General features: G+C 42.3%; 28 protein-coding genes. 11 read left to right on the top strand and 17 right to left on the bottom strand.

Annotated features, from left to right (window positions below; translation table 11 throughout):
• Nucleotides 1-151: 151 nt before the first annotated feature.
• Genes MKY83_RS05395 through MKY83_RS05370 form a run of 6 tightly spaced genes read right to left on the bottom strand, consistent with a single transcriptional unit; the run spans nucleotide 152 to nucleotide 8,462 of the window.
• Entirely contained in the window at nucleotides 152-1,966 is a 1,815-nt protein-coding gene (locus MKY83_RS05395; RefSeq protein WP_342488281.1) for an IucA/IucC family siderophore biosynthesis protein, read from the bottom strand.
• A gap of 13 nt (nucleotides 1,967-1,979) precedes the next feature.
• Nucleotides 1,980-3,329: a lysine N(6)-hydroxylase/L-ornithine N(5)-oxygenase family protein gene (locus tag MKY83_RS05390; protein ID WP_342488280.1), complete on the bottom strand. Its 1,350-nt coding sequence runs from the start codon at nucleotides 3,327-3,329 to the stop codon at nucleotides 1,980-1,982.
• A complete protein-coding gene (locus MKY83_RS05385; RefSeq protein ID WP_044139893.1) occupies nucleotides 3,304-3,858 on the bottom strand; it encodes a GNAT family N-acetyltransferase in 555 nt (184 codons plus the stop codon). Before MKY83_RS05385 ends, MKY83_RS05390 begins: the two co-directional genes overlap by 26 nt.
• Nucleotides 3,855-5,636 carry an IucA/IucC family protein gene (locus MKY83_RS05380; RefSeq protein ID WP_106064971.1) on the bottom strand — a complete coding sequence of 594 codons (1,782 nt, stop codon included), beginning with the start codon at nucleotides 5,634-5,636 and terminating at the stop codon, nucleotides 3,855-3,857. Before MKY83_RS05380 ends, MKY83_RS05385 begins: the two co-directional genes overlap by 4 nt.
• Nucleotides 5,633-7,129 (bottom strand): aspartate aminotransferase family protein, encoded by a 1,497-nt coding sequence (locus MKY83_RS05375; RefSeq protein ID WP_278178559.1) that lies wholly within the window; start codon nucleotides 7,127-7,129, stop codon nucleotides 5,633-5,635. Before MKY83_RS05375 ends, MKY83_RS05380 begins: the two co-directional genes overlap by 4 nt.
• Nucleotides 7,116-8,462 (bottom strand): aspartate aminotransferase family protein, encoded by a 1,347-nt coding sequence (locus MKY83_RS05370; RefSeq protein WP_127686852.1) that lies wholly within the window; start codon nucleotides 8,460-8,462, stop codon nucleotides 7,116-7,118. The genes MKY83_RS05375 and MKY83_RS05370 overlap by 14 nt, the downstream gene beginning before the upstream one ends.
• A 386-nt stretch (nucleotides 8,463-8,848) precedes the next feature.
• On the opposite strand from MKY83_RS05370, the gene MKY83_RS05365 reads away from it, so the two are divergent.
• Nucleotides 8,849-9,385 carry a serine acetyltransferase gene (locus MKY83_RS05365; RefSeq protein ID WP_341027460.1) on the top strand — a complete coding sequence of 179 codons (537 nt, stop codon included), beginning with the start codon at nucleotides 8,849-8,851 and terminating at the stop codon, nucleotides 9,383-9,385.
• Here MKY83_RS05365 and MKY83_RS05360 read toward each other — a convergent pair.
• The 4 genes from MKY83_RS05360 to MKY83_RS05345 form a co-directional block, all read right to left on the bottom strand.
• Complete coding sequence (locus MKY83_RS05360; RefSeq protein WP_044139886.1) at nucleotides 9,380-9,640, bottom strand: hypothetical protein; 261 nt, start codon at nucleotides 9,638-9,640, stop codon at nucleotides 9,380-9,382. The genes MKY83_RS05365 and MKY83_RS05360 overlap by 6 nt on opposite strands.
• Before the next feature lie 36 nt (nucleotides 9,641-9,676).
• Complete coding sequence (locus MKY83_RS05355; protein ID WP_003212235.1) at nucleotides 9,677-9,943, bottom strand: hypothetical protein; 267 nt, start codon at nucleotides 9,941-9,943, stop codon at nucleotides 9,677-9,679.
• Nucleotides 9,944-10,009: 66 nt separating this feature from the next.
• Entirely contained in the window at nucleotides 10,010-10,567 is a 558-nt protein-coding gene (locus tag MKY83_RS05350) for a GNAT family protein (RefSeq protein WP_106067187.1), read from the bottom strand.
• Between the two features lie 14 nt (nucleotides 10,568-10,581).
• The gene (locus tag MKY83_RS05345) at nucleotides 10,582-11,448 is read right to left on the bottom strand and encodes an AraC family transcriptional regulator (protein ID WP_065098886.1); all 867 of its coding nucleotides are present in this window, start codon (nucleotides 11,446-11,448) and stop codon (nucleotides 10,582-10,584) included.
• Nucleotides 11,449-11,560: 112 nt separating this feature from the next.
• On the opposite strand from MKY83_RS05345, the gene MKY83_RS05340 reads away from it, so the two are divergent.
• Nucleotides 11,561-12,937: an MATE family efflux transporter gene (locus MKY83_RS05340; RefSeq protein ID WP_044139882.1), complete on the top strand. Its 1,377-nt coding sequence runs from the start codon at nucleotides 11,561-11,563 to the stop codon at nucleotides 12,935-12,937.
• Nucleotides 12,938-12,962: 25 nt separating this feature from the next.
• On the opposite strand, the gene MKY83_RS05335 is transcribed toward MKY83_RS05340, so the two are convergent.
• The 4 genes from MKY83_RS05335 to asnB form a co-directional block, all read right to left on the bottom strand.
• The gene (locus MKY83_RS05335; protein ID WP_065098887.1) at nucleotides 12,963-13,802 is read right to left on the bottom strand and encodes a phytoene/squalene synthase family protein; all 840 of its coding nucleotides are present in this window, start codon (nucleotides 13,800-13,802) and stop codon (nucleotides 12,963-12,965) included.
• The gene (crtI, locus tag MKY83_RS05330) at nucleotides 13,795-15,270 is read right to left on the bottom strand and encodes a phytoene desaturase family protein (RefSeq protein ID WP_065098888.1); all 1,476 of its coding nucleotides are present in this window, start codon (nucleotides 15,268-15,270) and stop codon (nucleotides 13,795-13,797) included. The genes MKY83_RS05335 and crtI (MKY83_RS05330) overlap by 8 nt, the downstream gene beginning before the upstream one ends.
• Nucleotides 15,267-16,784, bottom strand: coding sequence for a phytoene desaturase family protein (gene crtI / locus MKY83_RS05325; RefSeq protein WP_342488275.1), 1,518 nt, complete (start codon nucleotides 16,782-16,784; stop codon nucleotides 15,267-15,269). The genes crtI (MKY83_RS05330) and crtI (MKY83_RS05325) overlap by 4 nt, the downstream gene beginning before the upstream one ends.
• A 148-nt stretch (nucleotides 16,785-16,932) precedes the next feature.
• Nucleotides 16,933-18,774: an asparagine synthase (glutamine-hydrolyzing) gene (gene asnB, locus MKY83_RS05320; RefSeq protein ID WP_106067184.1), complete on the bottom strand. Its 1,842-nt coding sequence runs from the start codon at nucleotides 18,772-18,774 to the stop codon at nucleotides 16,933-16,935.
• Nucleotides 18,775-18,929: 155 nt separating this feature from the next.
• On the opposite strand from asnB, the gene MKY83_RS05315 reads away from it, so the two are divergent.
• The gene (locus tag MKY83_RS05315; RefSeq protein ID WP_342488274.1) at nucleotides 18,930-19,457 is read left to right on the top strand and encodes a DUF2777 family protein; all 528 of its coding nucleotides are present in this window, start codon (nucleotides 18,930-18,932) and stop codon (nucleotides 19,455-19,457) included.
• 38 nt (nucleotides 19,458-19,495) lie between these two features.
• On the opposite strand, the gene MKY83_RS05310 is transcribed toward MKY83_RS05315, so the two are convergent.
• Together MKY83_RS05310 and MKY83_RS05305 are read right to left on the bottom strand one after the other, a co-directional pair.
• Nucleotides 19,496-19,864 carry a YisL family protein gene (locus MKY83_RS05310; protein ID WP_003212021.1) on the bottom strand — a complete coding sequence of 123 codons (369 nt, stop codon included), beginning with the start codon at nucleotides 19,862-19,864 and terminating at the stop codon, nucleotides 19,496-19,498.
• A 92-nt stretch (nucleotides 19,865-19,956) separates the two neighbouring features.
• Nucleotides 19,957-20,862, bottom strand: coding sequence for a fumarylacetoacetate hydrolase family protein (locus tag MKY83_RS05305; RefSeq protein ID WP_065098892.1), 906 nt, complete (start codon nucleotides 20,860-20,862; stop codon nucleotides 19,957-19,959).
• A gap of 931 nt (nucleotides 20,863-21,793) precedes the next feature.
• Between MKY83_RS05305 and MKY83_RS05300 the strand changes: the two genes are divergently transcribed.
• From MKY83_RS05300 to MKY83_RS05265, 8 genes are all read left to right on the top strand, one after another.
• On the top strand, nucleotides 21,794-22,888 hold the full coding sequence (locus tag MKY83_RS05300) for a CotH kinase family protein (protein WP_065098893.1): 1,095 nt from the start codon (nucleotides 21,794-21,796) through the stop codon (nucleotides 22,886-22,888).
• A 122-nt stretch (nucleotides 22,889-23,010) separates the two neighbouring features.
• Entirely contained in the window at nucleotides 23,011-23,172 is a 162-nt protein-coding gene (locus MKY83_RS05295) for an aspartyl-phosphate phosphatase Spo0E family protein (RefSeq protein WP_065098894.1), read from the top strand.
• Nucleotides 23,173-23,299: 127 nt separating this feature from the next.
• The gene (locus MKY83_RS05290; RefSeq protein WP_003211745.1) at nucleotides 23,300-23,521 is read left to right on the top strand and encodes a spore germination protein; all 222 of its coding nucleotides are present in this window, start codon (nucleotides 23,300-23,302) and stop codon (nucleotides 23,519-23,521) included.
• A gap of 14 nt (nucleotides 23,522-23,535) precedes the next feature.
• Nucleotides 23,536-23,769 carry a spore germination protein GerPB gene (locus tag MKY83_RS05285; RefSeq protein ID WP_034323585.1) on the top strand — a complete coding sequence of 78 codons (234 nt, stop codon included), beginning with the start codon at nucleotides 23,536-23,538 and terminating at the stop codon, nucleotides 23,767-23,769.
• Between the two features lie 31 nt (nucleotides 23,770-23,800).
• Nucleotides 23,801-24,415 (top strand): spore germination protein GerPC, encoded by a 615-nt coding sequence (locus MKY83_RS05280; RefSeq protein WP_065098895.1) that lies wholly within the window; start codon nucleotides 23,801-23,803, stop codon nucleotides 24,413-24,415.
• Complete coding sequence (locus tag MKY83_RS05275) at nucleotides 24,412-24,588, top strand: germination protein GerPD (RefSeq protein ID WP_003210893.1); 177 nt, start codon at nucleotides 24,412-24,414, stop codon at nucleotides 24,586-24,588. Before MKY83_RS05280 ends, MKY83_RS05275 begins: the two co-directional genes overlap by 4 nt.
• Nucleotides 24,588-25,019, top strand: a complete 432-nt coding sequence (locus tag MKY83_RS05270; RefSeq protein ID WP_065098896.1) for a spore germination protein GerPE — start codon at nucleotides 24,588-24,590, stop codon at nucleotides 25,017-25,019. The genes MKY83_RS05275 and MKY83_RS05270 overlap by 1 nt, the downstream gene beginning before the upstream one ends.
• Before the next feature lie 22 nt (nucleotides 25,020-25,041).
• The gene (locus tag MKY83_RS05265; protein WP_003211468.1) at nucleotides 25,042-25,260 is read left to right on the top strand and encodes a spore germination protein; all 219 of its coding nucleotides are present in this window, start codon (nucleotides 25,042-25,044) and stop codon (nucleotides 25,258-25,260) included.
• 45 nt (nucleotides 25,261-25,305) lie between these two features.
• Here the strand turns inward: MKY83_RS05265 and MKY83_RS05260 are convergent, their stop codons facing one another.
• A complete protein-coding gene (locus MKY83_RS05260) occupies nucleotides 25,306-25,605 on the bottom strand; it encodes a hypothetical protein (protein WP_044139870.1) in 300 nt (99 codons plus the stop codon).
• Between the last annotated feature and the right edge of the window lie 8 nt (nucleotides 25,606-25,613).

The following is a 25,613-nucleotide window of genomic DNA, read 5'->3' as shown; positions in this document are numbered from 1 at the left end:
AGCGTGATAGAAAGCCTTTGCAGCCCTAGGAAGGACGAGCACTGGCGCGGAGCGAATTTGTGATTCGTGAGCACCAGCGCACAGGACTGACACCGAATGCGAGGGTTTGGCTACACGCTGAAGCTGTAGACACTTGATCCCAGCTTTTCTATTATTTCTCGCCGACGGACGAAAGAACATGCGCGAGTGCATTTGTGACCTTTCCATGCTCTGATGCATGTGGGCGGTCATCTCCATCTCCATACCCATAATCAATCATTCGATTACGATTTAAGCACAGTTTTGTCAGCTTCGGCTGGAATAGATCAAATAGGTCAAAACGGTCCTTCAGCTGTGGGAATTGCTTTTGATACTGCTGAATTTCTTCAGCAAGCAAGCGCCAAAGCGCTGTTTCATCTAACAGTTGATGATTGTCTAACACATTTGATACGTAACGCAGGTTACAAATAAACAATCCTGTAAAGATAAACTGCACTAACCCTTCCGGCGGCTCACTCCGCAGCACTTCTTTTAAATCTTCTCCTAGAGAAGCCAATTCAGGCAGCGGCTGATCACTAATGTTCACATCGTCAACAAAATCTTTGATCGCTAAACGATGAGGCTGATGATCTTTTAACACAAGAATCGTATTTTGTCCGTGCGGTGAAAAGACGGTGCCGTATTGATACATAAAGTGCAATAGCGGTGGCATCACCACATGGAAAAATTTCGCCATCCACTCTTTTGCTGAGAGACCTGATTTTTCAATCAGCTGTTTCACATAGGGCTCACCTTCATGATCCTCATAAGTGAGTGCCGCAAGTGTAACAGGATTCTCTCCTTCATCTAAGTACGAGTAAATGCTTTCTCTAAAAATGACACCGAGCATTTCAAGATATTGATACGGGGCACCAGGCAGTTTGCTATAGTAAGGATGATCGACATTGATACTTGCATTCTCACCAGGTAATATCACGCGGCAGACATCAGATAAAAATGAATCTTGATCCGCGATCCCTTTAATATGCGCTGTAATGCGAGGGGCAATGACTGTCCGTTCTGACGGAAGTCCTCGGTACACAAGTGTATTTAAAATGCTCATTGGCAGTTTAATATGATGCTTGCCTTTATTTGAGATGTTCGTAAAGGTTCTGATCGACTGCTGCGGGATATATTGATCCAGTCCCTCTCCTACATACACAATCCGGCGCAACGCCAAATCTTCTGGGAAATGTTGAATAATCATATGTGTCCACTGCCATTTATGAACAGGCATCAAATAATAATCAGCTGTATTCAATCCTTCATCCTTTAGCACGCGGTGAAATTGACGAATCGTGACTTCATCTAACTCTTTGGCAATTACCTGCTCATAGTTTTCATGATCGACTGCATGGAATGTGGCAAGGTCCCGGTGAACAGCAATCCAAGACAGCTGCACACTTTCTTGCCTTTCAGGTGCATAGGCTAGGTAGTCATCGTAACTGAACCCAATGCGTCCTTTGTTATACACAATCCAAGGATGACCTGTCATTTCTCCTTCAATCCATGCATAATCAGTATCTGTCAGTTCATCCGCACGAAGTGCTTTTTTCGACAGCAAATGTACATCTGCTAACAGGGTGTGATGAAGCTCTTTTATTAGGTGTCCTGTTGTCTCAGAAGACATTGGAATGAGCGGCTGAATGTCTAGTAAAAACACAATTGCACTGACATCCTTTGACCATTTTCCGTCTTGACAGCACTCGATTGATTCAGCGATTGTATCAAAACTATCAAACAAACGAGGTTTTGTAAGATAGCGATATTTCTTATGTTCGTGAATGATTAATTCATACTGAGCAATGCCATCCTTATGATCTAGCTGCACGGGATGAAGCATATCCTCATACATGTATTCAGACAGCATTTTTGCCACCATTCGCTGGTTTGCCTTTTTCCAAGCAGCAGGATTCACCGCTTTTTTCAATTCATCTTGTACACTCATCGCTTCATCCTCCTTAACCTTTGATTTCTTCGAATGTATTGACGTGCTTTTGTGTACCAAATGTCTGGAAGACGTGCTTTTGATAAAGTGGATACACGGTTTGACGAGCAAGTTCATTGATAATCACACTGTTTCGATAAGCGCCAAGACCTAAATCCGGAGCGCCAACGCCATGTGTATGAAGCTCTGCATTTTGGACAAAAATATCATTTTCACCCATTGTATTTGTTTTCAAGCGATATTCACGTTCGACTTGGAACCGTCCTTGATCATCCCATTGAATGTGATGAGAAATTGGGTTGATAAACGGCGGCAGTACGGATTGATAGCCCGTCGCCAGCACGACAATATCTGTCTCGTGGGTAAAGGTGTCCTCTTTGACCCATTGCGTGCATGAAAGGGACAAGCCGCAAGCTGTTTCCTCAATCAAGTTGACCTCTGTCATCGCTTGAAGCACTGTGTTCAACTGCTCTCCGCAGGCAGAACGTTCATAAAGCAAATGATAAATATCACGGATCATTGCAGAGCTGATGCCCTTATACAGCAAGTCTTGCTGCTTTAACAACGCATCCTTTTTTGTTTGCGGAAGCTCATAAAAGAAATCAATATAATCTGGAGAGAAATATTCAAGACCAAGGTTTGAATATTCCATTGGGAAAAATCCTTTAGAGCGTGTGAACCAGTGAATATCCTTCGCCTCATCATCTGATAAAATATCATAGAACACTTCTGCCGCACTTTGACCAGAGCCGATCACTGTCACAGATTTCCCTTTGAAACAGCCTTCTTTCTTTCGTTTTAAATAGTCGGCAGAATGAAAAACTTTCTCTCCTAAAGCTGGCTGGAGCGATGCTGGTATCGCCGGCTGTGTACCAATTCCTAAGACGAGATGCTTACTTTCAAACACCCCTACCGTTTGGTCTTTCACATGACGCACATGCACTTCATATCGCTTTTCTCCTGCTTTCTCGATCAATGAGACAGATTCGACGTTCATGCCAAATCGGCAAGAGTCTAACTGGTCTGCGACCCAACGGCAATAATGACTATATTCCTTGCGAGGGATATGAAAATCCTCTAGAAAGTAAAATGAATACAAACGGTTTTGTTCCTGTAAATAGTTGAGAAAGCTATATTTACTTTTCACATCTGCCATACTGACAAGGTCCGCTAAAAAGGGAACCTGCAGTGTCGTCCCCTCAATGAGCATCCCTGGGTGCCAATGAAAGGCTTCACTTCTTTCAAAAAACAAAGCGTCAATTTCATTTACCTCTTCAGATAATGCGGCAAGTCCTAAGTTAAACGGGCCAATGCCAATTCCTATTACATCCACTACATTATTTTGCTTGTTGAACCACGTCATGGTTATACTTCCTTTCGAATCGTTCTCGATCACAAAACATTAAAAGACCTGTTTTATCCGGTAAATTGACTGGTTTTACACGTTCAAAGCCGCATTTTTCAAATACATGGATCATTTTTTCATTGCGAATATCCGGCTCAGCGACGACTTTTTCTGTTCGTTTGTTCTGCTCAAATTGAAATGCTGTCATGGCCAGAAGTAGCGGGGTCGCAAAACCTTTTCCCACATAATCCGGCTCCCCTATTAATAGATGGATTCCTTGATCATGCGGAGAAGGCTGATAGTAAGATTCAATGATGTCACCTTTGACGTTGTATGCCTCAAAATAACTCATGGGCGTCCCATCAATTGTGCCTAAATATAGGGTTTGATGCGGATCATGAATCGCCTGATAAAAATGCTTTTCAAAAGCAGGAAACGGAATATTCAAATGCCAAAATGGGTGAACATACTCCTCTTGCATCCACTTGTGGACAAGCCGGACATCTCTTTCATATTCAGCGCGAATAAACTTAATACGATCCCTCATCCAATCAGCGCCTCCTTATGTAAAAAGAGCGGATTCAAGACAGCTGTGTAACGAGACTGTGTTTCCAGAGATCCTGTCAGTTCATCCATATCTTCAAACCGTGTCAGCAAATTCGCTTTTGAAGGCAGTTCTTTTGAGCGCAGAAGGCTGTTTGTCAGCTCAGATGCCCCGTAAGTTTCCTCATGAGCAAGCAATGTGTCTCTCACGAGTGCGAGCAAGTCTTCTTCTTTCGCCAGACCTTCTGTACCAAAACCGTTAATGAGACCAAATAAATGATTAAAGAAGAAATAATAACGCAGTCTCTCAACGGCTACCTCATCTGCACAAATCGTTTCACTTCTCACGCTCAGGTTTTGGACAAGATTTGCGAGTTTATCCTTTTTCGATTCACTATAGTAGTAGCCTTGGTTGTCACGATAATAGAAGGTGTGCGGGTAACCACCCTTCATTTGCACAACAGCGTTTTGCTGATGGGCTTCCAGTGCAAGACCATACGTTTCAAACAGCCAGAGCATCGGTTCTAACGAAATGGTTAAATATTGCTTAAACCAATCTTGGCTTACAGCCTCTGGTGATCGACCTTCTGCGTCTGCAAGGTCATGGATGATCCCTGCTAATCGCGATTTTCCACCATACGCATGATCCTGACATAATCCAGCAATTAAGCTTGCCCCTTTTTCACGATGTAAAAATGGATTTTGACGAATGACTACTTCAAAGCCAGATTCCGCCTCTTCTCCTTGAATGGATAAATAGGCAGGATCTTCAATGACCCGGAATCCAGAGAATTCGTCGTATAGAGAAACGCCTAATTCTGTTTTTAAAATGCGCGACATCTCTACTCCGCGATCCAGTTCCTTTTGTTTATTGACACGTAAGGAGTTTGTAATTTTCACAGGAACAGAGAATTTGAGCATGTAAGCAGAATCCTTTTGATAGACTGTTCTGAAAGATGAAGTCGCTGTGTATTCAGAACCCATCGGTCCTAAATAAGTGAGTTTCCCTTCCTCTATATAACGGTTCACGAACGCTTTCTCCATGACCACCTTCACTTGAAGCGGGTGAATCGGAATGAGCACATATTCTCCGTTTTCTACTAACGTATTCAGTCTCTCTTTTTCTGCTGGTACCTGGCGCAAGAGCTCCTCTAGCATGAGGCTTGCCGCAGACTGTGTAATTGACGAATCCTGAAGCACAATCGAATGATGCGCTTTAAAGTAATGAAGCTGGAAAGTCCCTTTCAGCTCAGGAGAATAGATCGCTTCCTCCTCCTCTGTCATTCCTTGTCTGCTTTTTGGGGTAGGATGCGTTAAATGACCAAGGAGAAGTGACTGCTCAGCCTCGATATACTCAAAATCGGCTTCAGAAAGAGCGGCTCGATCACTTTCTCGCTCCTTTAAGAACCGTTCAATATTTCGGCAGCTTAAAATGATGCGAAGCATGAATTCATCCTCTGCATCTGTACGGCCATATTCAATGAGAAGCTCCTTTGAACATAAAGCAACAAGTGTCGTGTAATCGACGATTGCGCCATCTTGTTCACTGCCTTGCGGGCGAAAGCGAATCGGAAAATCAAAGAGATGGCGGCCAACAGATGAAACATATCGGATCGGAATCACAAGCTCTAGGTCTTGCTTTGCTAGTTTTGCGATGAAGACAAGCGAGCCATCTGCTCTCGTCTCTTTTTTTGCAGATCGATCGATTCCTGTTTCGCGTAAAAAACAGTTTAAAAAGCTTTGCATGGTTGCATTTTCAGCCATTTGTTTATATTGACTCAACGTAGTACCCTCCCGGATTGAATATGAGCGATCCCGATATCAACGATGTCAGAAAGGATTTCCTCAATATGTGTGATTGTCGTTCTCGGATTTAACAAAGTGAATTTTAAGCAGGTTTGACCATCCACTACTGTTTTTGCAACGACAGCAGTTCCTGTTTGGAATAATGTGCGATGAATGATTTTATTGACATCATCTGTTTGGTGGTCATCCTTAAATCGGAACACAACTGCATTGATTTCTGGCTCAGGATTGATCACTTCAAGGTCATCATTTCTCTCAATAAGCGCGGCCACATCCTTTGCAAAATGAATGGTATGGTCAATGATTTCTCCAAAGCCTTCTTCTCCAATTAAACGAAGAGAAAGAAGTAATTTCAGAGCATCAAACCGGCGCGTCGTTTGGACAGATTTATTGACGAGATGTAGAATACCATCGAGCTCGTCTTCCTTTGGATTAAGATAATCGGCATGATAATTGATCAAACCAAAATGTCTTTTATCCTTTAGCAAAAATGCCCCGCAGGATATCGGCTGATAAAATTGTTTGTGAAAGTCAATCGTGATTGAATCAGCAAGCTCAATACCGTCTAACTTCTTACGGTAGGTTTCGCTTAATACAAGTGCTCCGCCGTAGGCAGCATCTGCGTGAATCCACAGACCGTATGGCTTGACGAGGTCATATACCTCTCGAACTGGGTCAATACTGCCAAAATCCGTTGTCCCGCAAGTGGCTACTACCGCAAAAGGCAGCAAGTTCTGCTCCTTCAACTCAGCCAGCTTCTTTTTCAAATCATTGAGGTCCATTCGATGATGCTCATCTGTCTCGACTAGTACGACTGCCTGCTCTCCTAAACCTAACTGGGAGGCAGATTTTTTCACAGTGAAGTGAGCATTCTTCGAGCAAAGGATTCTCATGCGGTGAGATTCACTTGGTAAGCCTTTCTGCTGAACATTCCACTGCCATGTGTTTTCACAAAAGGCATCTCTCGCTAGAAGCAGCCCCATGTAGTTAGATTGGGTTCCACCGCTTGTAAATGTCCCATCTGCTAGGCTGCCATAAGAAAACTTCGCACATAGCCACTTGAGAATTTCTTCCTCAACCAAAGAAGCAATACCGCTTTGATCAAAGGAATCCATTGATTGGTTAAAGGAACTTACCATCACCTCTGCGGCAAGTGCAGGAATGAGCGGTGGACAATGCAGATGTGCCAAGCATTTAGGATGCGATACATCAATCAAATGCGGCAAAAGATGTTCTTTTATATCTTGAAAGACGGATTCAATGGATTCACCAAACGGTTGAAATCGGAATAGTGATTCGACACTAGCCGCTAATTTCCCAGGCAATATTCCACTGTAGGGGCCTGTGTCTTTTTGCCATTGATCCAGTAAGCTGTCGATAGATGTATGAAGAGCCGCTTGGAAGGACTCTCTTCCAAGCTGGCTTTGATTGATAAATAATGAATCCACAGAAGCTTTAGTTGATGGCATCGTACACGGCCTCTTTAAAAATAGCGATGACTTTTTCAAGCTGTTCTTCTGTCATAATGAGTGGTGGCAGAAATCGAATGACACTTCCGAAACGGCCTCCTGTCTCCACAATTAATCCTTTATCAAAGCAATTCTTTTGAATAAGACTGGCCAGCTCTGGATTCGCTGGATAGCTTCCATCCACATCCTGTTTCTCATTTGGATTGACTACTTCAACGCCAATCATTAAACCTCTCCCTCGAACATCACCGAGAGCAGGGACTTGTTTTTGGATGTCTTTTAGATGAGCCTGCATACGATCTCCTAACCGTTCTACATGATCAAGCAGGTTGGTTTCTTTGATAAATTTAAGCGTAGCGGTTCCTGCAGCCATCGCCATTTGATTCCCTCTAAATGTCCCGATGTGTGCACCTGGATTCCATTGATCTAAATCTTGATCATAAATCACAACTGAAAGCGGCAGGCTTCCACCAATGGCTTTTGACAGCACAATAACGTCAGGTACAATTCCTGCATGTTCAAAGGCAAACATCTTACCTGTTCGGCCAATGCCTGATTGAACCTCATCAATAATGAGTGGGATCCCTTTTTCTTTTGTGATTCTTCTCATTTCCTTCATCCATTCAATCGATGCTGGAATGGAGCCTCCCTCGCCCTGCACTGCTTCAAAGATCATACCTGCTGGCGGAAGAATACCACTTTCAGGATCATTTAATACGCGCTCAATATACGAACTTGAGATGCGGTGCGAATCCTTCCCACCAATTCCAAATGGGCAGCGATATTCATATGGGTAAGGCATAAAATGAACATCAGGTATTAACCCTTGCACTCTTTCCTTCGGAGATAAATTCCCGCTTAATGACATCGTGGCATGTGTCGCACCGTGATACGCACCATGGAATGATAGAATGCTTCGATTCCCTGTCGCTGTTTTGACTAATTTAATTGCTGCTTCTATGGCGTCACCACCAGTTGGCCCACAAAATTGAATTTTGGCTCTTTTTGCAAACTCTTCTGGCAAGTGTGAAAAAATTTCATTCACAAATTCTTCTTTAATTTCTGAGGTTATGTCCAGCGTATGCAACGGTCTTTTTTCATGAAGCATACGTTCAATAGCTTCTATAACAACTGGGTGATTGTGACCAAGTGCAAGTGTTCCTGCGCCTGCCAGGCAGTCATAAAACTCTCTGCCATCCGCATCTGTCACGATCATACCCTCGGCTTTTTGCATGGCTAATGGGAACCGTCTCGGGTAAGACCTTGCATTCGATTCTCTTTGACTTTGCTGCTCTAAAAATTGCTGATTTTTAGAAACGGTTTTGATGGACATAATAAAACACTCCTCCAATTGATAAAGATTATCATTTTCATTTACTAGCCTAGAGGATGTGAGATATGAAAGTCAATTGTATTCAAAAAGATGATTCGAAAAGCATATGAATGCTATATTCTCTTTTTAGCGAGTATTTTCGTGTAATCTTTACAAACCTCTACTGCCATAAAGACATAAAACGGATGAGACGGAATGATGTAGAAAAAAATTACAAATCATTATTCCTAGTTCTTTTGCTCTAATCATGATGAAACTCTCATTTTATATAGGAAACTGGATGAAAATGATGTAGAAAAAGAAAGAAAGAAACGTCATTCTATATTGATATAAATGGTTATAATGGTATAATTTCTCTGAAACAAAAGGGATTGGAGAGGGATCTGATGATTTTAACAAAGCATGATCTTCACCACTACTTAGCTCAGGACAAGAAAGCATTAGCCATTAAGCGCAAACGACCTAAGTGGTTTGGGGATGATATATGGAAATATCAAAGGATTTTACGAAAATATGAATACTATTCTAATAGCGGTGCTGCACTTCGCAAATGGTTTTATCGCTATTTACATAAAAAGAAAGGCATGCAGCTTGGCTTTGATATCCCGATTGGTGTCTTCGGTCCCGGTCTTAGAATCAATCATACGGGGCTCTTAATTGTGAACAAGTATGCAAAAATTGGGGCATTTTGTGATATTCATCAAGGGGTGAATATTGGTCAGAATCATCATAAAAAGGATGTGCCAACCATTGGGAATCATGTATGGATCGGCCCAGGTGCTAAGCTGTTTGGGGATATCCATATTGCAAATCATATTTCCATCGGAGCAAATGCTGTGGTAAACCGTTCTTTTCACGAGGAGAAGATTGTTATTGCAGGTGTGCCTGCGCAAAAGGTAAAAGAAAAAAGCCCTTCTTCATGAAGGACCCACCTGATAAAAAAGAATGATACCGATCAAAACAGAGATGAGCAGCATGAGGTAAAACAAAATCGTTAAAATAAGAATGGTCCAGCCAAGTCCCTTCCTCTCTGTCTTGATCAAATAAATACCGAGAACGATCGTACTAAATAAGACACCTAAAATGGCCCACAGCCATTTGTCTTTATCATGCTTTGGCGCATCAAACCATAAATAAATGGCAACAGCAAGTGAAACGAATAAACCCGTGATTCTCAAGATCAAACTCCCCCTTATGTACACACGTGCTTTCTATTATGCGTTTGAGTATCCGATCATCAGCAATAAGAAGTAAAAGACATAGACTAGAATGAAAATAGAATAGATGATAATGGACACGATCAGAACCGTCCAGCCCAATCCTTTTCTTCCTGTTTTGATCAGGTATATTCCAAATGTAAAGAGCCCGAATAAAAGGCCTAAAATCGCCCACAGCCATTTATTTTTCCCATGTTTAGGCGCATCTACAAATAGGTAAACGGCCACTATAATCGACACAAACCATCCGGTAATCCAGCGCAACTCATTCGCCCCCCTTCTTTTTTAGTTTATTCAATCCCGCTACTTTTTTACTAAAAAGAAAAGGAATTATTCAGTTGAATGTTGCAGAAGGCTTTGCCATTCCTCTCTCAGCATCCCGTAACGCATAGAATCATAATACTCTCCTTGGTAGTAACGGACCTTTCTCAGTCTTCCCTCAAGGGTAAACCCGCATTTCTCTGCGCACCGCATCATTCGTTCATTCCCAGACCAGGTGGTGAGACCGATTCGCGGGATATCAATGTGTGAAAATAACTCATTTATCCATAGATTTAAGGCCTTTGTTCCAACTCCTCCATTCCAAAAACGTGAGTCATAAATAAGAATCCCGCATTCAAGCCAGCGCGTTCGTTCATTCTCCCAATAATAAGAAACGGTGCCTTTCAATTCGCCACCTATGACAATGCCATATAGCTTTGGCGGAATGGCGTCATCCTGTACATATCGTTTCTTAAATGCAGCAAGCGGGATCTCGTGTTCATGAAAATAAGGTGCATTCCACTTTCGATAGGACTGGTCTGATGCTTTAAACTTTAAATGCCACACGACCTCTAGATCAGTTTCGTCTAATGGACGTATGCTCACATGCTCTTTTTTCCCTTTCATCATTTCACGTTCCTTTACTTTGTCGTTCTTTTTGCGAGATGACGGTACTCGATAGGCGTCATGCCTTCGTTTTGCCGAAACAGCTTAGAAAAATAAGTAGGGTCGTCAATGCCTATCTGTTCAGCAATCGCTGCGATTTTATCATTCGTTGAGGCAAGCATGCTTTTGGCTTTTTCGACCTTGAGACGATTGATATATTGGTTTGGCGTCAGTCCATAGACAGTCTGCATACACCTTGTCATGTAATCAGGGTGATAGTGCAGCTTCTCTGCAAGCTCCTCCATTTGCAGTTTCTTCATAAAGTGACGCTCAAGAAAATGAACCACTTCTGAGGCGACATTCTCCTTTGCACTTGGAATGTGAAATGCTTCTTTTTGTAAATGAATGAGCAGTTCTTCAAACTGAAGCTGTTTTTTCAGTGGCAGTTCAGATGCATCATCATTTAGTGCCCGCATCTGTGCAAGGTGCTTTTCTAATACATTTCTTCCTTTCACTTTTCCTTTACGGGGCAGGCTAAATTCATATGTTGCCGGTTTTTCAAAGGTGGCTTGATTTTGTTTCATATCAAACCAATGTTCTCTCGGCCGATTCGTGAGCTCATATGGGTCAATTGAGAAATGCAGCCACTCATAGTGCGTTTCTTCTTCGCATGGCAGGTGTCCGCCATGCGACAAGCCAGGTGAGAGAATGATATATTCTCCTTCTTTTACGTGATGAGCCTCTCTGTCTTCTATGATCCATAGCTGCCCTCTTGTGACATAAAGAAGATCAAACACGGTGAAGGTTCTAGAGATATGTCTTTCTCCTTGATAAAATACGCCTTTGCCTGAAACGATATAAACCGGGAACGGCGGTACAGTAAATGTAATAAATCGATTCATATTCATCCCCTTATGAAGTCGGATTTCTCCAATAAGTTTCGGTTTCATCTCTTCTTATTATAGTCGATGCAAGGTACACTATAAATCGGATTTATACGAAAGGAGGCTTATGATGAAACCTCAAGCACTGCCAATTCAAAAGATTCAAGCCAAGGATAAGAAAACCCATCCTTCATTATTTGCATTAACTTGGCCTATTTTTATTGAAATCTCTTTATATATGCTGATGGGAAGCGCGGATACCCTCATGCTCAGCCAATATTCCGATAATAGTGTTGCCGCAGTTGGTGTAAGCAATCAGCTCCTGAATTTATTGATTGTCATGTTCAGCTTCATTACAACTGGAACGACGATTGTGATTGCACAGCTTTTAGGAGCGAGCCGCAGGCAGGAAGCGACTCAAGTCGCCTATGTCTCACTAGGAACCAATTTTTTGATTAGCTTTGTCATTAGTCTTCTCATGTTTGTATTAGCTGTTCCCATTTTACACCTGATGGGCCTATCAAGTGAGCTCATGCCGGATGCGACTGTATTTTTACAAATTGTCGGGCTGCTGTCTTTTATTCAAGCGCTCATTATGACGTATAGTGCTATTTTAAAAAGCTACGGATATACAAGAGATACGATGTATGTCACCATCGGAATGAACTTGTTAAACGTTGCCGGTAACTATTTGGTGATTTTTGGTCCGTTTGGCTTCCCTGTATTAGGTGTCATGGGGGTCGCTTTTTCAACCTCACTCGCTCGATTGATCGGTTTAATGGCCATGATCCTCATTGTACGCCGCCGAATTGGATTACGCTTTTCACTAAAGAAGATGTTTCACATCCAGCGGACATATTTAAAAAAGTTGCTGAAAATCGGCATTCCTTCTGCTGGAGAGCAGCTTTCTTATAACGGCTCTCAAATGATCATTACACTGTTTATTACATTTATGGGGACGCAGGCATTAGCTGCAAAGGTTTATACTCAAAATGTCATGATGTTCATTATGCTATTTGGTGCAGCCATTAGCCAAGGGACACAAATTTTAATCGGGCGCCATATTGGGGCGAAGGAATTCGATGCTGCCTATCACAGATGCATGAAAAGCTTATACTGGGCCATTGGCATCTCCCTTCTTTCTTCTATTGCTTTATCTTTATCATCGACGCATTTGCTTGCTTTCTTTACTAGCAACAGCGAGATCATTCAAACCGCCGCCACCCTCCTCCTTTTGACCATTATTTTGGAACCGGGCCGTTCTTTTAATATGGTCATTATTAATTCCTTGCGGGCTGCTGGCGACGCGAAGTTTCCAGTGTATATGGCGATGATTTCAATGTGGGGTATTGGGCTTCCAATCGCTTACTTGTTAGGCATCCAGCTTGAGATGGGCCTCATTGGGATTTGGATTTCTTTTATCGTGGATGAATGGGTAAGAGGCATCTTTATGTATAGGCGGTGGCGTTCAAGGGTTTGGACGGAATATCGCTTTTCTTCCACATAAAAAGGACTGCGGGTGCAGTCCTTTTTTACGTAATATTTTCTAAAATAAGTGCTTTTTCTTGGTTTGAAATAAATGATCGCTGTGTAAATACGCGGTATTCATTTTCTCTTGTCTTATCTAAAATGGCTTTATAAAAGTGAGCAGCTGCTTTCACTGGTATACGTGAATAAAGCGGGAATTCATGAAGATGGTCAAAAAACTCCTCATAGTATGCCTCTGCCTCAAAGGCAATGTACTCCCATACGTGCTGAAATGCTTGATTGACAATGCCTTCTTGCAATTCTTGCTCTGTATATCCGAATTGATCCATGACTTGCTTTGGCAAATAAATGCGGTCTCTTTCGGCCTTATCCTCGCCAATGTCACGAAGAATATTGGTCAGCTGCATGGCAATCCCTAATGAAATCGCTGCTTCTTTCAGCTGTTCTTTTTTACGTGGTGCAATAATAGGAAGCAGCATAAGTCCAACGGTACTAGCAACATGGTAGGAATAAATGAGCAGTTCATCTAACGTTTCATATCGGTGCTGCTCTAAATCCATCTCCTGACCTTGGAGCAAGTCACGGAACGGAGCTTCATCCATACGGAACTCTTGAAATGTATGTTCTAGCGCCACCCACATCGGATCATTCCGATCTACCTCACCTTGTAAAAATCGATCAAACGTCTCTCGAAAGGAGGCAAGCTCCTCTTTTGGCGAGGGGGACTCATCTACAATATCATCTGCTTTCCGGCAAAAGGAATACACAGCCCAGACGGCCTGTCGTTTCTTTTTAGGCAGCATGGAAAAGGCACGGTAAAACGTTTTAGAATGGGTTTGAATCGTCTCCTCACATAATTTCAATGCTGTTTGTACATCAACCACTTAGCTTCACTTCCTTTCTGTCATTCAAATCTTTTAACAGCACAGAGGCCATCAGCTTCGCACTTTGCATCACGATCGGCACTCCGCCACCAGGATGGATGGAAGCACCTACTGCATAAAGATTATCAGTCTCAGCTGCCTTCACTTGCGGGCGGAACACACCTGATTGAAATAAGTTAGGCGCAAGTCCAAAGCTGCCACCTTCAAACAATCCTTCTCGCAAGGAATCATTTGGTGTTCTGATTTTTTTCCAGACAATCGACTCTCGCAAGCTTGGAAAGCCTCTTTTCTCAAGACGATCGACCATTTTCTCTACAAAATCTGTCTCCTCTTCCCAGTTGATATGATCTCCTGAGGGAACGGGAATCAGCATATATAAAACACTACAGCCTTCCGGGGCAAGAGATGGATCAATAATCGATGGATTAAATGTATAAAACGACGGGTCTTGAGGGATCGTCTTCGTTTGAAAAACCTCTTTCATATGCTGATCAAAGTGTTCGCCCATAAAGAATTGGTGCACAGGCGCATCATGGTACATTTTGTTTAACCCGAGATACACCATTACACAGCCAGAAGACGGCACGTATTTACGCCGATCTTGTTCGTCTAAACCAAGCTGTTTTAACGCAGCTGGATAATCTCCGTTGATGACAAAAGCATCAGCTGCTATATGGGCTTCACTGACTTTTGCTTTAACCACGCGCTTCCCATCAAACTCTAGCTCCGTGACTTCTGCATTTTTTCTCACATGCACACCCTTTTTCATGAGCTCCCTCTCCAATATATCTACTAAACTCGCATAGCCGCCTTTTAAATAGTAGATTCCATGTGCGTGCTCACTATATGAAACAAGCGAATATATAGCAGATGATTCATATGGATTTCCTCCGACATAGAGGGTTTGAAGTGCATATGCATCTCGCAGGCGTTCGTCTGAGAAATACTTTTTCAGGGCACTTTGAACCGTGCGATACGCCTTTAATTTCATTAAAATTTTCATGTTTGCTTTTGTAAAAAATGTACGTTTTTCATGAAATGATTTCTCTAGAAAGGCTTGTTGTCCTTCTTGAAACCGGTCTGTCATTTCTTCCATAAACCTTAGGAATCCTTGATCTTCCTTTGGAAATACACGTCTGATTTCCTCTAGCTGACGAAGTGCATCGGAGTACTTCGTGTAGGAGGTACCATCTTGAAATTGAATCGTATACAGCGGATCAAGCTGCAAAAGATCAAGAGATGCTTCGTCAATTCCAACCTCATGTAAAATACCTTTTAACATATCTGGAAGTAGGACAATGGTCGGACCTTCATCTACTTTATATCCTTTCTCACGTACAAAAGCAAGTCTTCCGCCAAGTCGCTCATTTTTTTCGACAAGCGTGACATCATGTCCCGCTTTTTTTAAATAAAGTGCTGAGATCATCCCGCCAATACCGCCACCTGCAATCAATATATGTTTTTTCATGAGGCGCTCCCCTTTTCTTGTTGCGGCAATGTTTTGTGCGTATGTTTCTCTTTTGAAAGAATCGCATTTGTCGTGATACGTGCTGATTCTAAAATGGTCGGCAGTCCGCTTCCTGGATGCGTTCCACCTCCTACGAGCCAGCAATGATCCAATTCATCAAATTCATTGTGCGGCCTTAGAACCATCATCTGCGTCAGCTGGTGACCAAGGTTAAATGTGGCTCCTTCGTATACGTAAAGGTCTTCCTCCCATTGCTTCGGTGTGATCATCCGCTCGACTTCTATATGCTGCCTTACATTCTTAAAACCGGTTTTTCGCTCCAGTGTATTCAGTACAAGTTCTCTGAATTCATCTTGATGCGCTTCCCAGTCAATGCCGCTTTGATTGTTAGCAACGGGTGTCAATACATAAAGAGCTGACTTTCCTTTTGGCGCAAGTGAGTCATCTGTGACACTAGCATTTTGAATATAAATAGATGGATCATCTGGCAGCTCATATGTTTTCGTAATGCCTTTGACAAATTGCGCATAATCATCAGAAAAAACGATGGTATGATGCGGCTCCTTATATATGGTATCTAATCCTAAATAAAGCATAAAGGTGGAGCATGAGAATTTTTTCTTTTTTAATTTTTTCTCGCTATATTTCTTTAAAAGTCCTGGCTCTACAAGCTTTGTCATCACATGTGCAAAATCTCCATTTACGACAACCTCATCTGCCTGTATTTCTTCCCCAGATTCTAAGCGAATGCCCTTTACTTTCCTGCCTTCTGTCAGCAGTTTTTCGACGCCGGCTGACAAATGAATCGTTGCTCCAGCTTCAATTGCCACTTTTGCCATCGCTTCTGACAGCTGATTGACCCCGCCCTTCGGATGGAACACACCTGTGTCATGCTCCATAAATGATAGAATGGAGAAAGCACCAGGGCACTCCCACGGTGACATGCCTAAATACTTTGATTGAAATGTAAACGCATATTTCACTGATTCATTTGAGAAATAATCTGACAGCACATCATATAAACTCTTATTCAATGAAAGCTGCGGAAGTGCTTTGAGCACCTTTGGACGCAGATAATGATGAAAACGATCCATTTTACTTTGTAAAATAGGTGTCAGCCGATCCATTTTGCGCTTCGTATCGTTCATAAATCGTATATACCCTTCGCCCTCTCCAGGTGCAAAGGCTTCTAACCGTCTATACATTTCATCACGATCTCGTATCATATCTAGCTGATCGTCTTGGAAAATCAATCTATACATTTCTTTTAATTCAATCACATCAATATAGTCATAAAGATTTTTACCAGCAAAGGTGAACAGCTCCTCTGCAATATGAATCATGCTGAGAAAGGTAGGACCCGTATCAAACGTGAAATCACCAAGTTGAAACTTAGAGTTACGTCCGCCAACAAAGGGCTGTTTTTCGTAAACATGAACATCATGTCCTTTGCTTTGAAGCATCATAGCTGCCGCAAGTCCCCCTGGTCCTGCTCCGATCACAATGATTTTCATTATCCTTTTTCCTCCAAATTAATTCACTTTAAGTTAATTATATAAATTAGAAAGATTAGATCAACTTTCGATGTGCTCTATTCGTCTCATGTTATGTATCAAAAAAAGCCGGCTTCCCTTCAACAAATGTAAGAAAGCCGACCCTTTATTACGCTTCTATATCAATTCGATACGTTTCAAACCAATGATGAATTTGCGCCAGATGAGCGATTAATTGCGGGCCCTTCATGAGCTGGCCATACCAAGGCACTTGAAAGGAAGCTCCTTCCGTTTCAATCAGCTGCTTTAATTGATGTGGATCTAGAAATTCGTGAAGGACAGAATCTTTTTGCGCAAGGCAGTCTGTTAACATCTCTTTCACAGCCTGGGTATAGGCTGGATGATGTGTTTTCGGGTAAGGACTCTTCTTGCGATAAAGCACTTCATTCGGTAAAATTCCCTCTAATGCTTTCCGTAAAACCCCTTTTTCACGATTTCCATGCATTTTCATTTCCCAAGGAATATTCCATACATATTCGACAAGACGATGGTCCGCAAATGGTACACGTACCTCAAGACTCGCCCCCATACTCATTCGGTCTTTTCGATCTAGCAGCGTTGTCATAAACCAGACCATATTTAAGTAAAAAAGTTCTCTCCGGGCTTTATCTACTCCAGTTTCTCCATCTAAAAGAGGCGTTTCAGCCACGGTTTCTTCATATTTGCTTTGTGCATATTCTTTTAGTGACAGCTTCTTTTGCCACGAGTCTTGTAAGAGCTGCGTTCTAGCTTCCGTCGATCTCATCCAAGGAAAACCATTCGTTTCATTTGCCGAATGGAACCAAGGATAACCTCCAAAAATTTCATCCGCACATTCACCTGACAAACCGACAACAAAGTCCTTTTTAATTTCTCGACAGAACCAAAGCAAAGAAGAATCAATATCTGCCATACCCGGTAAGTCTCGGACCTCAACCGCTTCCTTTAAATAAGCAGCCAGCTCCTTTTGTCCAATGATGCAGCTGTGATGATTCGTTTGAAACGCCTTGGTCATGTGGTCAATCCATGGACCGTCCGCATTTGGCTGGAATTGACTTGCTTCAAAGAATTGATCATTCCCTTCGTAGTCAACGGAATACGTATGAAGCGGTGCTTTCCCTATTTTCTCAAAGTGCTTAGCGGCAATGGCGGTAATGGCACTCGAATCGACGCCACCCGATAAAAATGTACAAACAGGCACATCAGAGACGAGCTGCCTTGTGACGGCATCTGTAAAGAGATCCTTGACGTGCTGTGCGGTGTCATCAAGTGAGTCCGTATGCACCTTGCTTTTGACATTCCAGTATCTCCACACACGCAATCCGTCTTTTGAAAAGGTCAAGGCATGAGCAGGTCTCAGCTCTTTTACCCCTTTAAACACTCCTTGCCCTGGTGTTCTAGACGGTCCTAAACCAAAAATCTCCGATAATCCCTCATGATCGACTTTTGCTTTCATATCAGGGTGAGCAAGAAGCGCCTTGATTTCTGAACCAAATAAAAAGGAATGATGACGTTCTGTATAGAAAAATGGCTTGACGCCGAGCCGGTCTCTCCCTGCAAATAATAATTCACGCTCACTATCCCAAATCACAAATGCAAAAATACCATTAAAATGGGTCACACACTCTTCCTTCCATTCTGTGTAGGCGTGAAGAAGTACCTCTGTATCAGAATGCCCTAGAAAACGGTGGCCTCTTTTTAACAATTCTTTTCTTATATCCTCTGTGTTATAAAGCTCTCCATTGTATACAACGGTATAAGCATGGTTTTGATGTGTATATGTCATCGGCTGTTTTCCGCCTTCTACATCTACAACCGCTAACCTTTTATGCCCAAATAGAACGTGCTCACTTTTCCACGTATTTGTATCGTCTGGCCCTCTTTTAGATAATGTATCTGTCATTTGATTGATTACATGGTCCTGTTGGATGAGCTGCTTTTTAAAGTCTGCCCAGCCTGTTATTCCACACATCATCATCAGCTCCCATCCGTTTTTCCTCAAGTGTTCTCATTCAGCCTTTCTTAGTTTATGCATCGTCTCCTTGATAGTTGATTTGTCCTTTTTTCTCGGGCGTATAGGACAAGCATGATTTGGTAAGAAAAGAAAGAGGAAAGGAGTGTCTGCAAATGGAAAAACGAATGAAGCAGCTTGAACGCTGCAGCCGAAGATGGCGCAGCGGGTATTTACTCATTGAAAACGGGCATTGTCTGATTGAAGATGAAGAAGGAGAAATCATGCTACCAGAAAGTCTTCAAAGCACGATGATCTGTTTGAAGGAAAATGACACGTGGACAAAAGGGGAACTGCTCGGGTCCATGATCCTTCATGAAAGTGGACAGCTTGTAGAAGTACAAGGCGGTGAAGTGATTCAATATACGGCATCACTTGCCAAAGGATGGCTTGACCTACTGATGTTGGTACCTGAAAACGTCTTTTATGAAATCATTGCACAGGTAGAGCAGCTTGGTTTTTCCGTCTACGATTGTGTTTTCTCCTCCTTTTATTCTTTTCAACGAGTTTCTTTCTTTCAGTTTTCGACAGATACACAATCACTTGCTCTTCAATGTCACCACGACTCTGCCGCAGGTCAAATTCGTTTTGAATGGACCTCTTCTGACGGTCACCGGTCGGTTTCGCAATTTGAAGGCATATAAAAAGGACACTGCTTCGTATAAGCAATGTCCTTTTTATGTTAAAAGATATGGAAGCCGATCGGCAGACGTAAACCGAGAAGAATGGTCACAATCGCGAGTACGATAAAACCAATCAATACACCAGTCACCGATTTTCCTTTTTTCTTGCGTACAAGAACCATTTCCATGAAGCCGATCACAAGGATACCGAAAATCATTTTACCGATATACTCGCCACCGAAACCTGGAATCTTCATTCCTGTGCGAACATACAGCTCTACGCCTGTTGCAATAATGATCAAGTACAATAGTCTGACAATCATGTGCACAATTTTAGCACCTTTGTCGTTTTTACCTGCTAGAGCAAAGGCCACGAAGAATAAAATAATTCCTAGCACCCATGCTGTAATATGTAAATGCGTTCCCATCTGTTATTTCCCCCTTTATCAGAACAATTACCTTCTCATCGTACCACGAAATAAGTCGAACACAAAGCGACAATCCTGTGTCACCTCACTCTTTATTTGACGCGATTTGATAGCGTCCCAATCGGTTCAATCGTGATGTCGATTCGATCCCCTGAAGCTAAGAATTTAGGCGGTTCAAAGCCTTTGCCAACCCCAGAAGGTGTTCCCGTTGCAATGATGTCACCAGCTTCTAGTGTCATCCCTTTTGAAAGAGTAGACACAATGTTCTCGATGGAGAAAATCATTAATTCTGTACTTGCAGACTGGCGAACCTCTCCGTTAACCTTTGTTTCCACATGGAGCGCGCCGTGATCCTCGATCACAGACTTATGCACAATATAAGGTCCTATCGGGCAGGTTGTATCTAAGCTTTTACCTACAAAAAATTGTTTGTGTTTTTTCTGTAAATCTCTTGCCGTTACGTCATTTAAAATAGTGTAACCAAATAGATAATCATGGACTTCTTCAGGTGCAATATTCTTCCCTGATTTGCCCATCACGATCGCAAGCTCTCCTTCATAATCCAGTTCACTCGTCACATCTTCATGAAGGAGGATATCCGCTTCATGTCCAACGACTGAAGTAGGTGCCTTTGTAAAGATCATCACATCTTTAGGGATATCCGCTGCACTTCCCATCTCCATGACATGATCTTGATAATTCTTTCCAACACACATAATGTTTTTAACTGGCTTTGGAATCGGCGCATGGAGTTTCACGTCTGACAGCGGATATACATAAGAACCCCGATCCTCTTCTTTTTTCTCAGCCCAGTCAAGGAGCTGTTTGACATGCTCAACAAACTTGTCCCCCATATGAATACATTCAGCTAAAGAGTTTGGCAGTGTCTCAAGCTCGAATAATTTGGCTTCTGCCTTTTTAACGTCCATGACCCATTCATCATCAATGACTACCCCGATAAACATCCTGCTATGTATCTCACCTGTAAAAAACTTCATGTCTTCCCCTCACAATCTTCTTTTCGCTAAGTGATGATGTCTCATTTTATTTCTCTATGAAATAAAAAAAACCCTTTTTTATCATACTCTCTTTTAAAAAGGGTTTCAAAAAAGATGATCTGATGTTTAGCGGTAGCGGCGATACTCCCACATGTTCCCTTGATCCCATTTGCGATCAACATTTCCTCTGCTGCGGGAATGATGCTTTTTCTTCCCACATCTTTTGCAAGAGCGGCTGCGTCTATGGTGATGAGATCGCTTAGATCGATGGCTGCGGCGCGACTTGCGGCTCTTCTTATGATGCGATCTGTGCTTGCTGCGATGTGACTTGCGGCAGCTCTTCTTATGATGCGATCTGCATTTGCTGCGGTGTGACTTGCGGCAGCTTTTCTTATGATGGGATCTGTGTTTGCTGCGACATGACTTTTTCGGTTCGCTCTTTTTGCTTCTGCAAGATTTCTTGCTTTTATATGACTTTTTACTCTTCATGCTTTTCTTCGAGCGATAACTTTTCTTTGAACGATAGCTTCTGTAGCTTTTTTTACTGCGGCATGATTTACGGCGTCCACCACCGCCAAAGAACCAATTACCGCGATTTGAATGACGAGAACGAGCTGACTTGTGCGATCGTCTCGATTCTGGTTCACGATCTAAGTGATGATCACGTCCTTCACTTCGAAGTGAATCCACTGCATGTTCAATATGTGAATGATCAAATGTGCTCACGAACGATTCCCCTCCCAGTCTATACTTTGACAAAACAAACAGATCAAACTGTTTATCTTCTCTGCTTTATGTTACGAGACTTGGTAGACAAGTGTTCTTGGCGGATGCCCCTTTCTTTTAAAACTCCATGAATACCTAACAAACGGGTACAGGACATTCCTTCATTTTCATATCGTAAAGAAGAGCATAGGAGGAGGATGAACGTATGACCACAGAACCTTTAAAGCAAATGGATATTTGGATTCACCCAAAGGACCTGATTGAATTACGAAAAGACATATGGAACGACGAACCTGTTGAGGGCATATTGAAAACTGGTCAGATCAAATCACACATTTATGCTTCATACCGGGGGTCTCACATCAGAAAGCTGAAAAAAAAGTCCTATCAAATTGAATATCGAAAGCCAAAACAAAGACAAGGCGAATCTATCTTTCATTTAAATGCAGAATACAATGACCCTTCGTTTATCCGAAACAGACTGTCCTTTTATTTCTTTGAGCAGATAGGGGTGCTGAGCCCTGCTGCGTCTCATGTGTTTCTTACTATAAACGGAAGAAAAGAAGGCATTTATTTAAAAATAGAATCCGTCGATGAGCACTTTTTTCAGAAAAGACTGCTTTCAGAAGGCGGCATTTATTATGCAGTCGATGACGACGCCAACTTTTCCCTTTTGAGTTCGTTTGATAAAAAGCCAAAAAAACACCTTCTCCTCGGGTACGAGAAAAAAACAGGGACTTCTCAACATGATCAGCAGCTAAGTGAATTTATTTACTTTCTCAACACAGCGAAAGATGACATATTTGCAGAAAAGATTGAGCATTACCTAGATGTGACCCAGTATTTCCGCTGGCTCATTGGTGTCGTGTGCACTCAAAACTTTGACGGCTTTGTCCATAACTACGCTCTTTATGTGAATGAACAAGGCAGATTCCAAGTGCTTCCTTGGGATTATGATGCGACATGGGGCCGTGACATTCATGGAGAAGAAATGGCGTTTGATTATATTCCAGTAAGCGGCTTTAATACGTTAACTGCTAGATTACTAGATATCCCTTCGTTTAAGAGAGCCTATTACACGCTTTTCCAGCATGTACTCGATACACAATTTTTAGAAGAACGTCTTTGTCCAATTATTGAGAAATGGCATGCTTCTATTGAGAACCGAATTGGAGATGATCCTTATACGAGAGATAGAAAAGACATCCTACAATCAGAACGAGAGGTCATCCGGCAGTATATCAACAAAAGACGACGTTATTTACAGGCTGAAATAAGAAAAGAGAGAGATCGCACGTAAGGACGCTTTCGAATTTTGTCACTTTATTACTCATATTGACGAAACAACTTTTTTTATAGAAAAATAGGGTATACTAACCATATCCTTCTATTCGATAAAAAATGTGAGAGTTGGCGTCCGTTATGATCAATTATGAAATTGAACAAAAAAGATTACATTTAATTGAGACCGCAAAAAAATTCGGGATGAATGCCGAAGAAACCATCAGGTGCAGTCAAGAGCTTGACACACTCTTAAATAAAGGCAGCAAATACACCTCGAATGAATGCTCTAAAAAAGGGTAAACCATACACCTCAACCCTCTCATCAAAAGCTTTCAAAAAGACAATCACACATTAAAAGACCCATCATAAGCTATGGTGAAACGCCCAAAAACAAAGTGCCTTATTTTTATAAAGGATGTGCACCGCTATGCCGGCTATTGTTGGAGCCTTTAAAGTAAATGCCGTCGGAACGAGCGGAGTCGTTCATGTTGGAGACTGCATCACCATTTCTCCAAATAGTCAGGTTAAAACGTTTGCTGGCGCAGGCAGTTTTAACACTGGTGATCAATTGCGCATTAGCAACTATAAAAGTGTGACAAATACGTATGACAGTGATGTCATTGATCAACCGCTTGTTGGTAACTTGTAAGGAGTGAGAATCCGTTGAACTTCTATATTAATCAAGCGATACAAATTAATTATTTACGCGTGGAGTCTGTCAGTAACTCATCTGTTCTGCAAATTGGGAGTGCTGGATCAATCAAGGCGCTTTCCAACCTGTATAACACAGGCAGCTACGTAGAATCAGCACCTGCCGCAGCAGGCTCACAAGGAATTGAAGAATCCCAAGGCGCAAGCACAGCACCTTTTGTACCGCTTCAGTCACCAACAACTTAAGTTCATCTGCAATCCCCGGAGGTGTATGTAAATGTATGACTATCAAAGCAACGCTTCACAAGTGTATGGCATCATTCAAAAACAAACACAACAAATCATGATGCTTGAAAAAAGGCTTAACGAGCTTCAGCAGGAAATGCAAATGATCAAAGATAAACCGACAACGAATATTGAACGGATTGATTATCAATTTGATCAACTGAAAATCGAGCGGCTGGAAGGTACATTGAATATCGGCCTCAATCCATCTGATCCAAACAGTGTTCAAAATTTTGAAGTGGGCCAAACAACAACCCCGGGCATTGGTATGATGCAGCAAGAAACGGCTGATCAATTTTTCAATCAAACACGCCAGCTTGTCGACGCATTCTTAAACGAAGAAGCGCCAGAACTTCTTGAAGAACTAGAGCAGCGATATGAAGGCTCTCTTGATGAAAGCAATAAACACCATATCATTGAGGACATTCGCAAGCAAATTGACAGCAGAATCAAATACTATGCAGGACAGCTCCCGCACCGGGAAGATATGACCCCGCTGCAACGTTCAGAGCAAATTGCTGAATATGTGAAGCATGATGTCAAACGGGCAATTGAACACTTCTTAGCCCATATTCCAAATGAAACGAAAGGAGAGGAAAACGGATGAATTTCACAGTCGTCAACCGCAACATCGAGACCGGAAGCATTAAAGTAGTTGGGGTTTCGTCCTCTTCCCTATTTATCATCGGGGACACAGATCACGTACAATTATCCTCCATTTTTGATACACCGCCAGAATCTTTGATCATTGGCCCGTTTGTTCCTCTGGCTCCTCGATAATGATAAAGCGCACATCTCAAGTGAAGTTCACGAAGGTGAATTCTGTCGGGATCTCAAGTGTTGTTCAAATCGGCGATACGCAGGAGCTATGCCCGAAGGTCAAGGTGTTAGCTGTTCAACGGACGCTTAGTTTGTTTTATGGCTATGAAGCAGAAAACTTAAATGCGAAAGAATTTGAAGTATATTTTGAGCCGATTCCATTGATGCTGCCAGAACGATCAGTTAGAACGGCATTTTACCATGAAAAGCCTGTGATTAAAGTTTCTTCGATACATGTAGAAGGGGTATCATCGTCCTCTGTCTATCAAATCGGCTCTACTTGTAGAATGAATGCCGTTGCGCGAGTGAAGCATATTCGAGAGTTATTTAGCAACGACGAAAGTCCGCCAAACTCACAAATGGACCTACCTGCGCATATGATGGTGATATGACTTCGAATAAAGGATGTCGATTATGCCAGCAATTGTCGGACCCATTTACATTAACTCTATTTCTGGAGGCGTCGTAAACGTCGGTGACTCATTCTACTTGTCGCCTAAAAGTTCGTCGAAATCTGCTTTAGGCTCTGGAGCGGGAAATACCGGAGATTTCTTGATATTAAATAATGGCATTAGCGCCACCAACTATGTGGATCCTGACTTAAATGATCAGAATATGGTAGGCAATGCATAAAGCAGCTCCTCTACAGTCATTTCATGAGAGGAGCGCTTTTTATGCTTATTTTTTTCTGTGTTGTCTCGATTTTTTTGTTTTGACCAGCTTGCTTGCGGGCTGTTTTCGAATCCATTTGATGTACGAAGCAAGCTTTTCATCCTGCCTTAGTGCATCAAGTGTGTTTAAGCGCACGGCAAGCTCCTGGTTTGTAAAGAGGGCATGCACTTGTTTATGGCAAGGGATACACAGGAAGGCAGTCGGTAAAAAAGCCCCACCTTCTTCTCTTGGTGTTAAGTGGTGTTCTGTGAGCAGGACATGTTGTCTTCCGCACAGCTCACATAATCCAATGGTTTGCTTTGCCACCCTGTCAT

The organism is Bacillus sp. FSL M8-0266 (assembly GCF_038613425.1).
GTDB lineage: Bacteria > Bacillota > Bacilli > Bacillales > Bacillaceae > Bacillus > Bacillus pumilus.
Note: the sequence above shows the minus strand (reverse complement) of the source record. Positions and strands in the feature narration are given on the sequence as shown.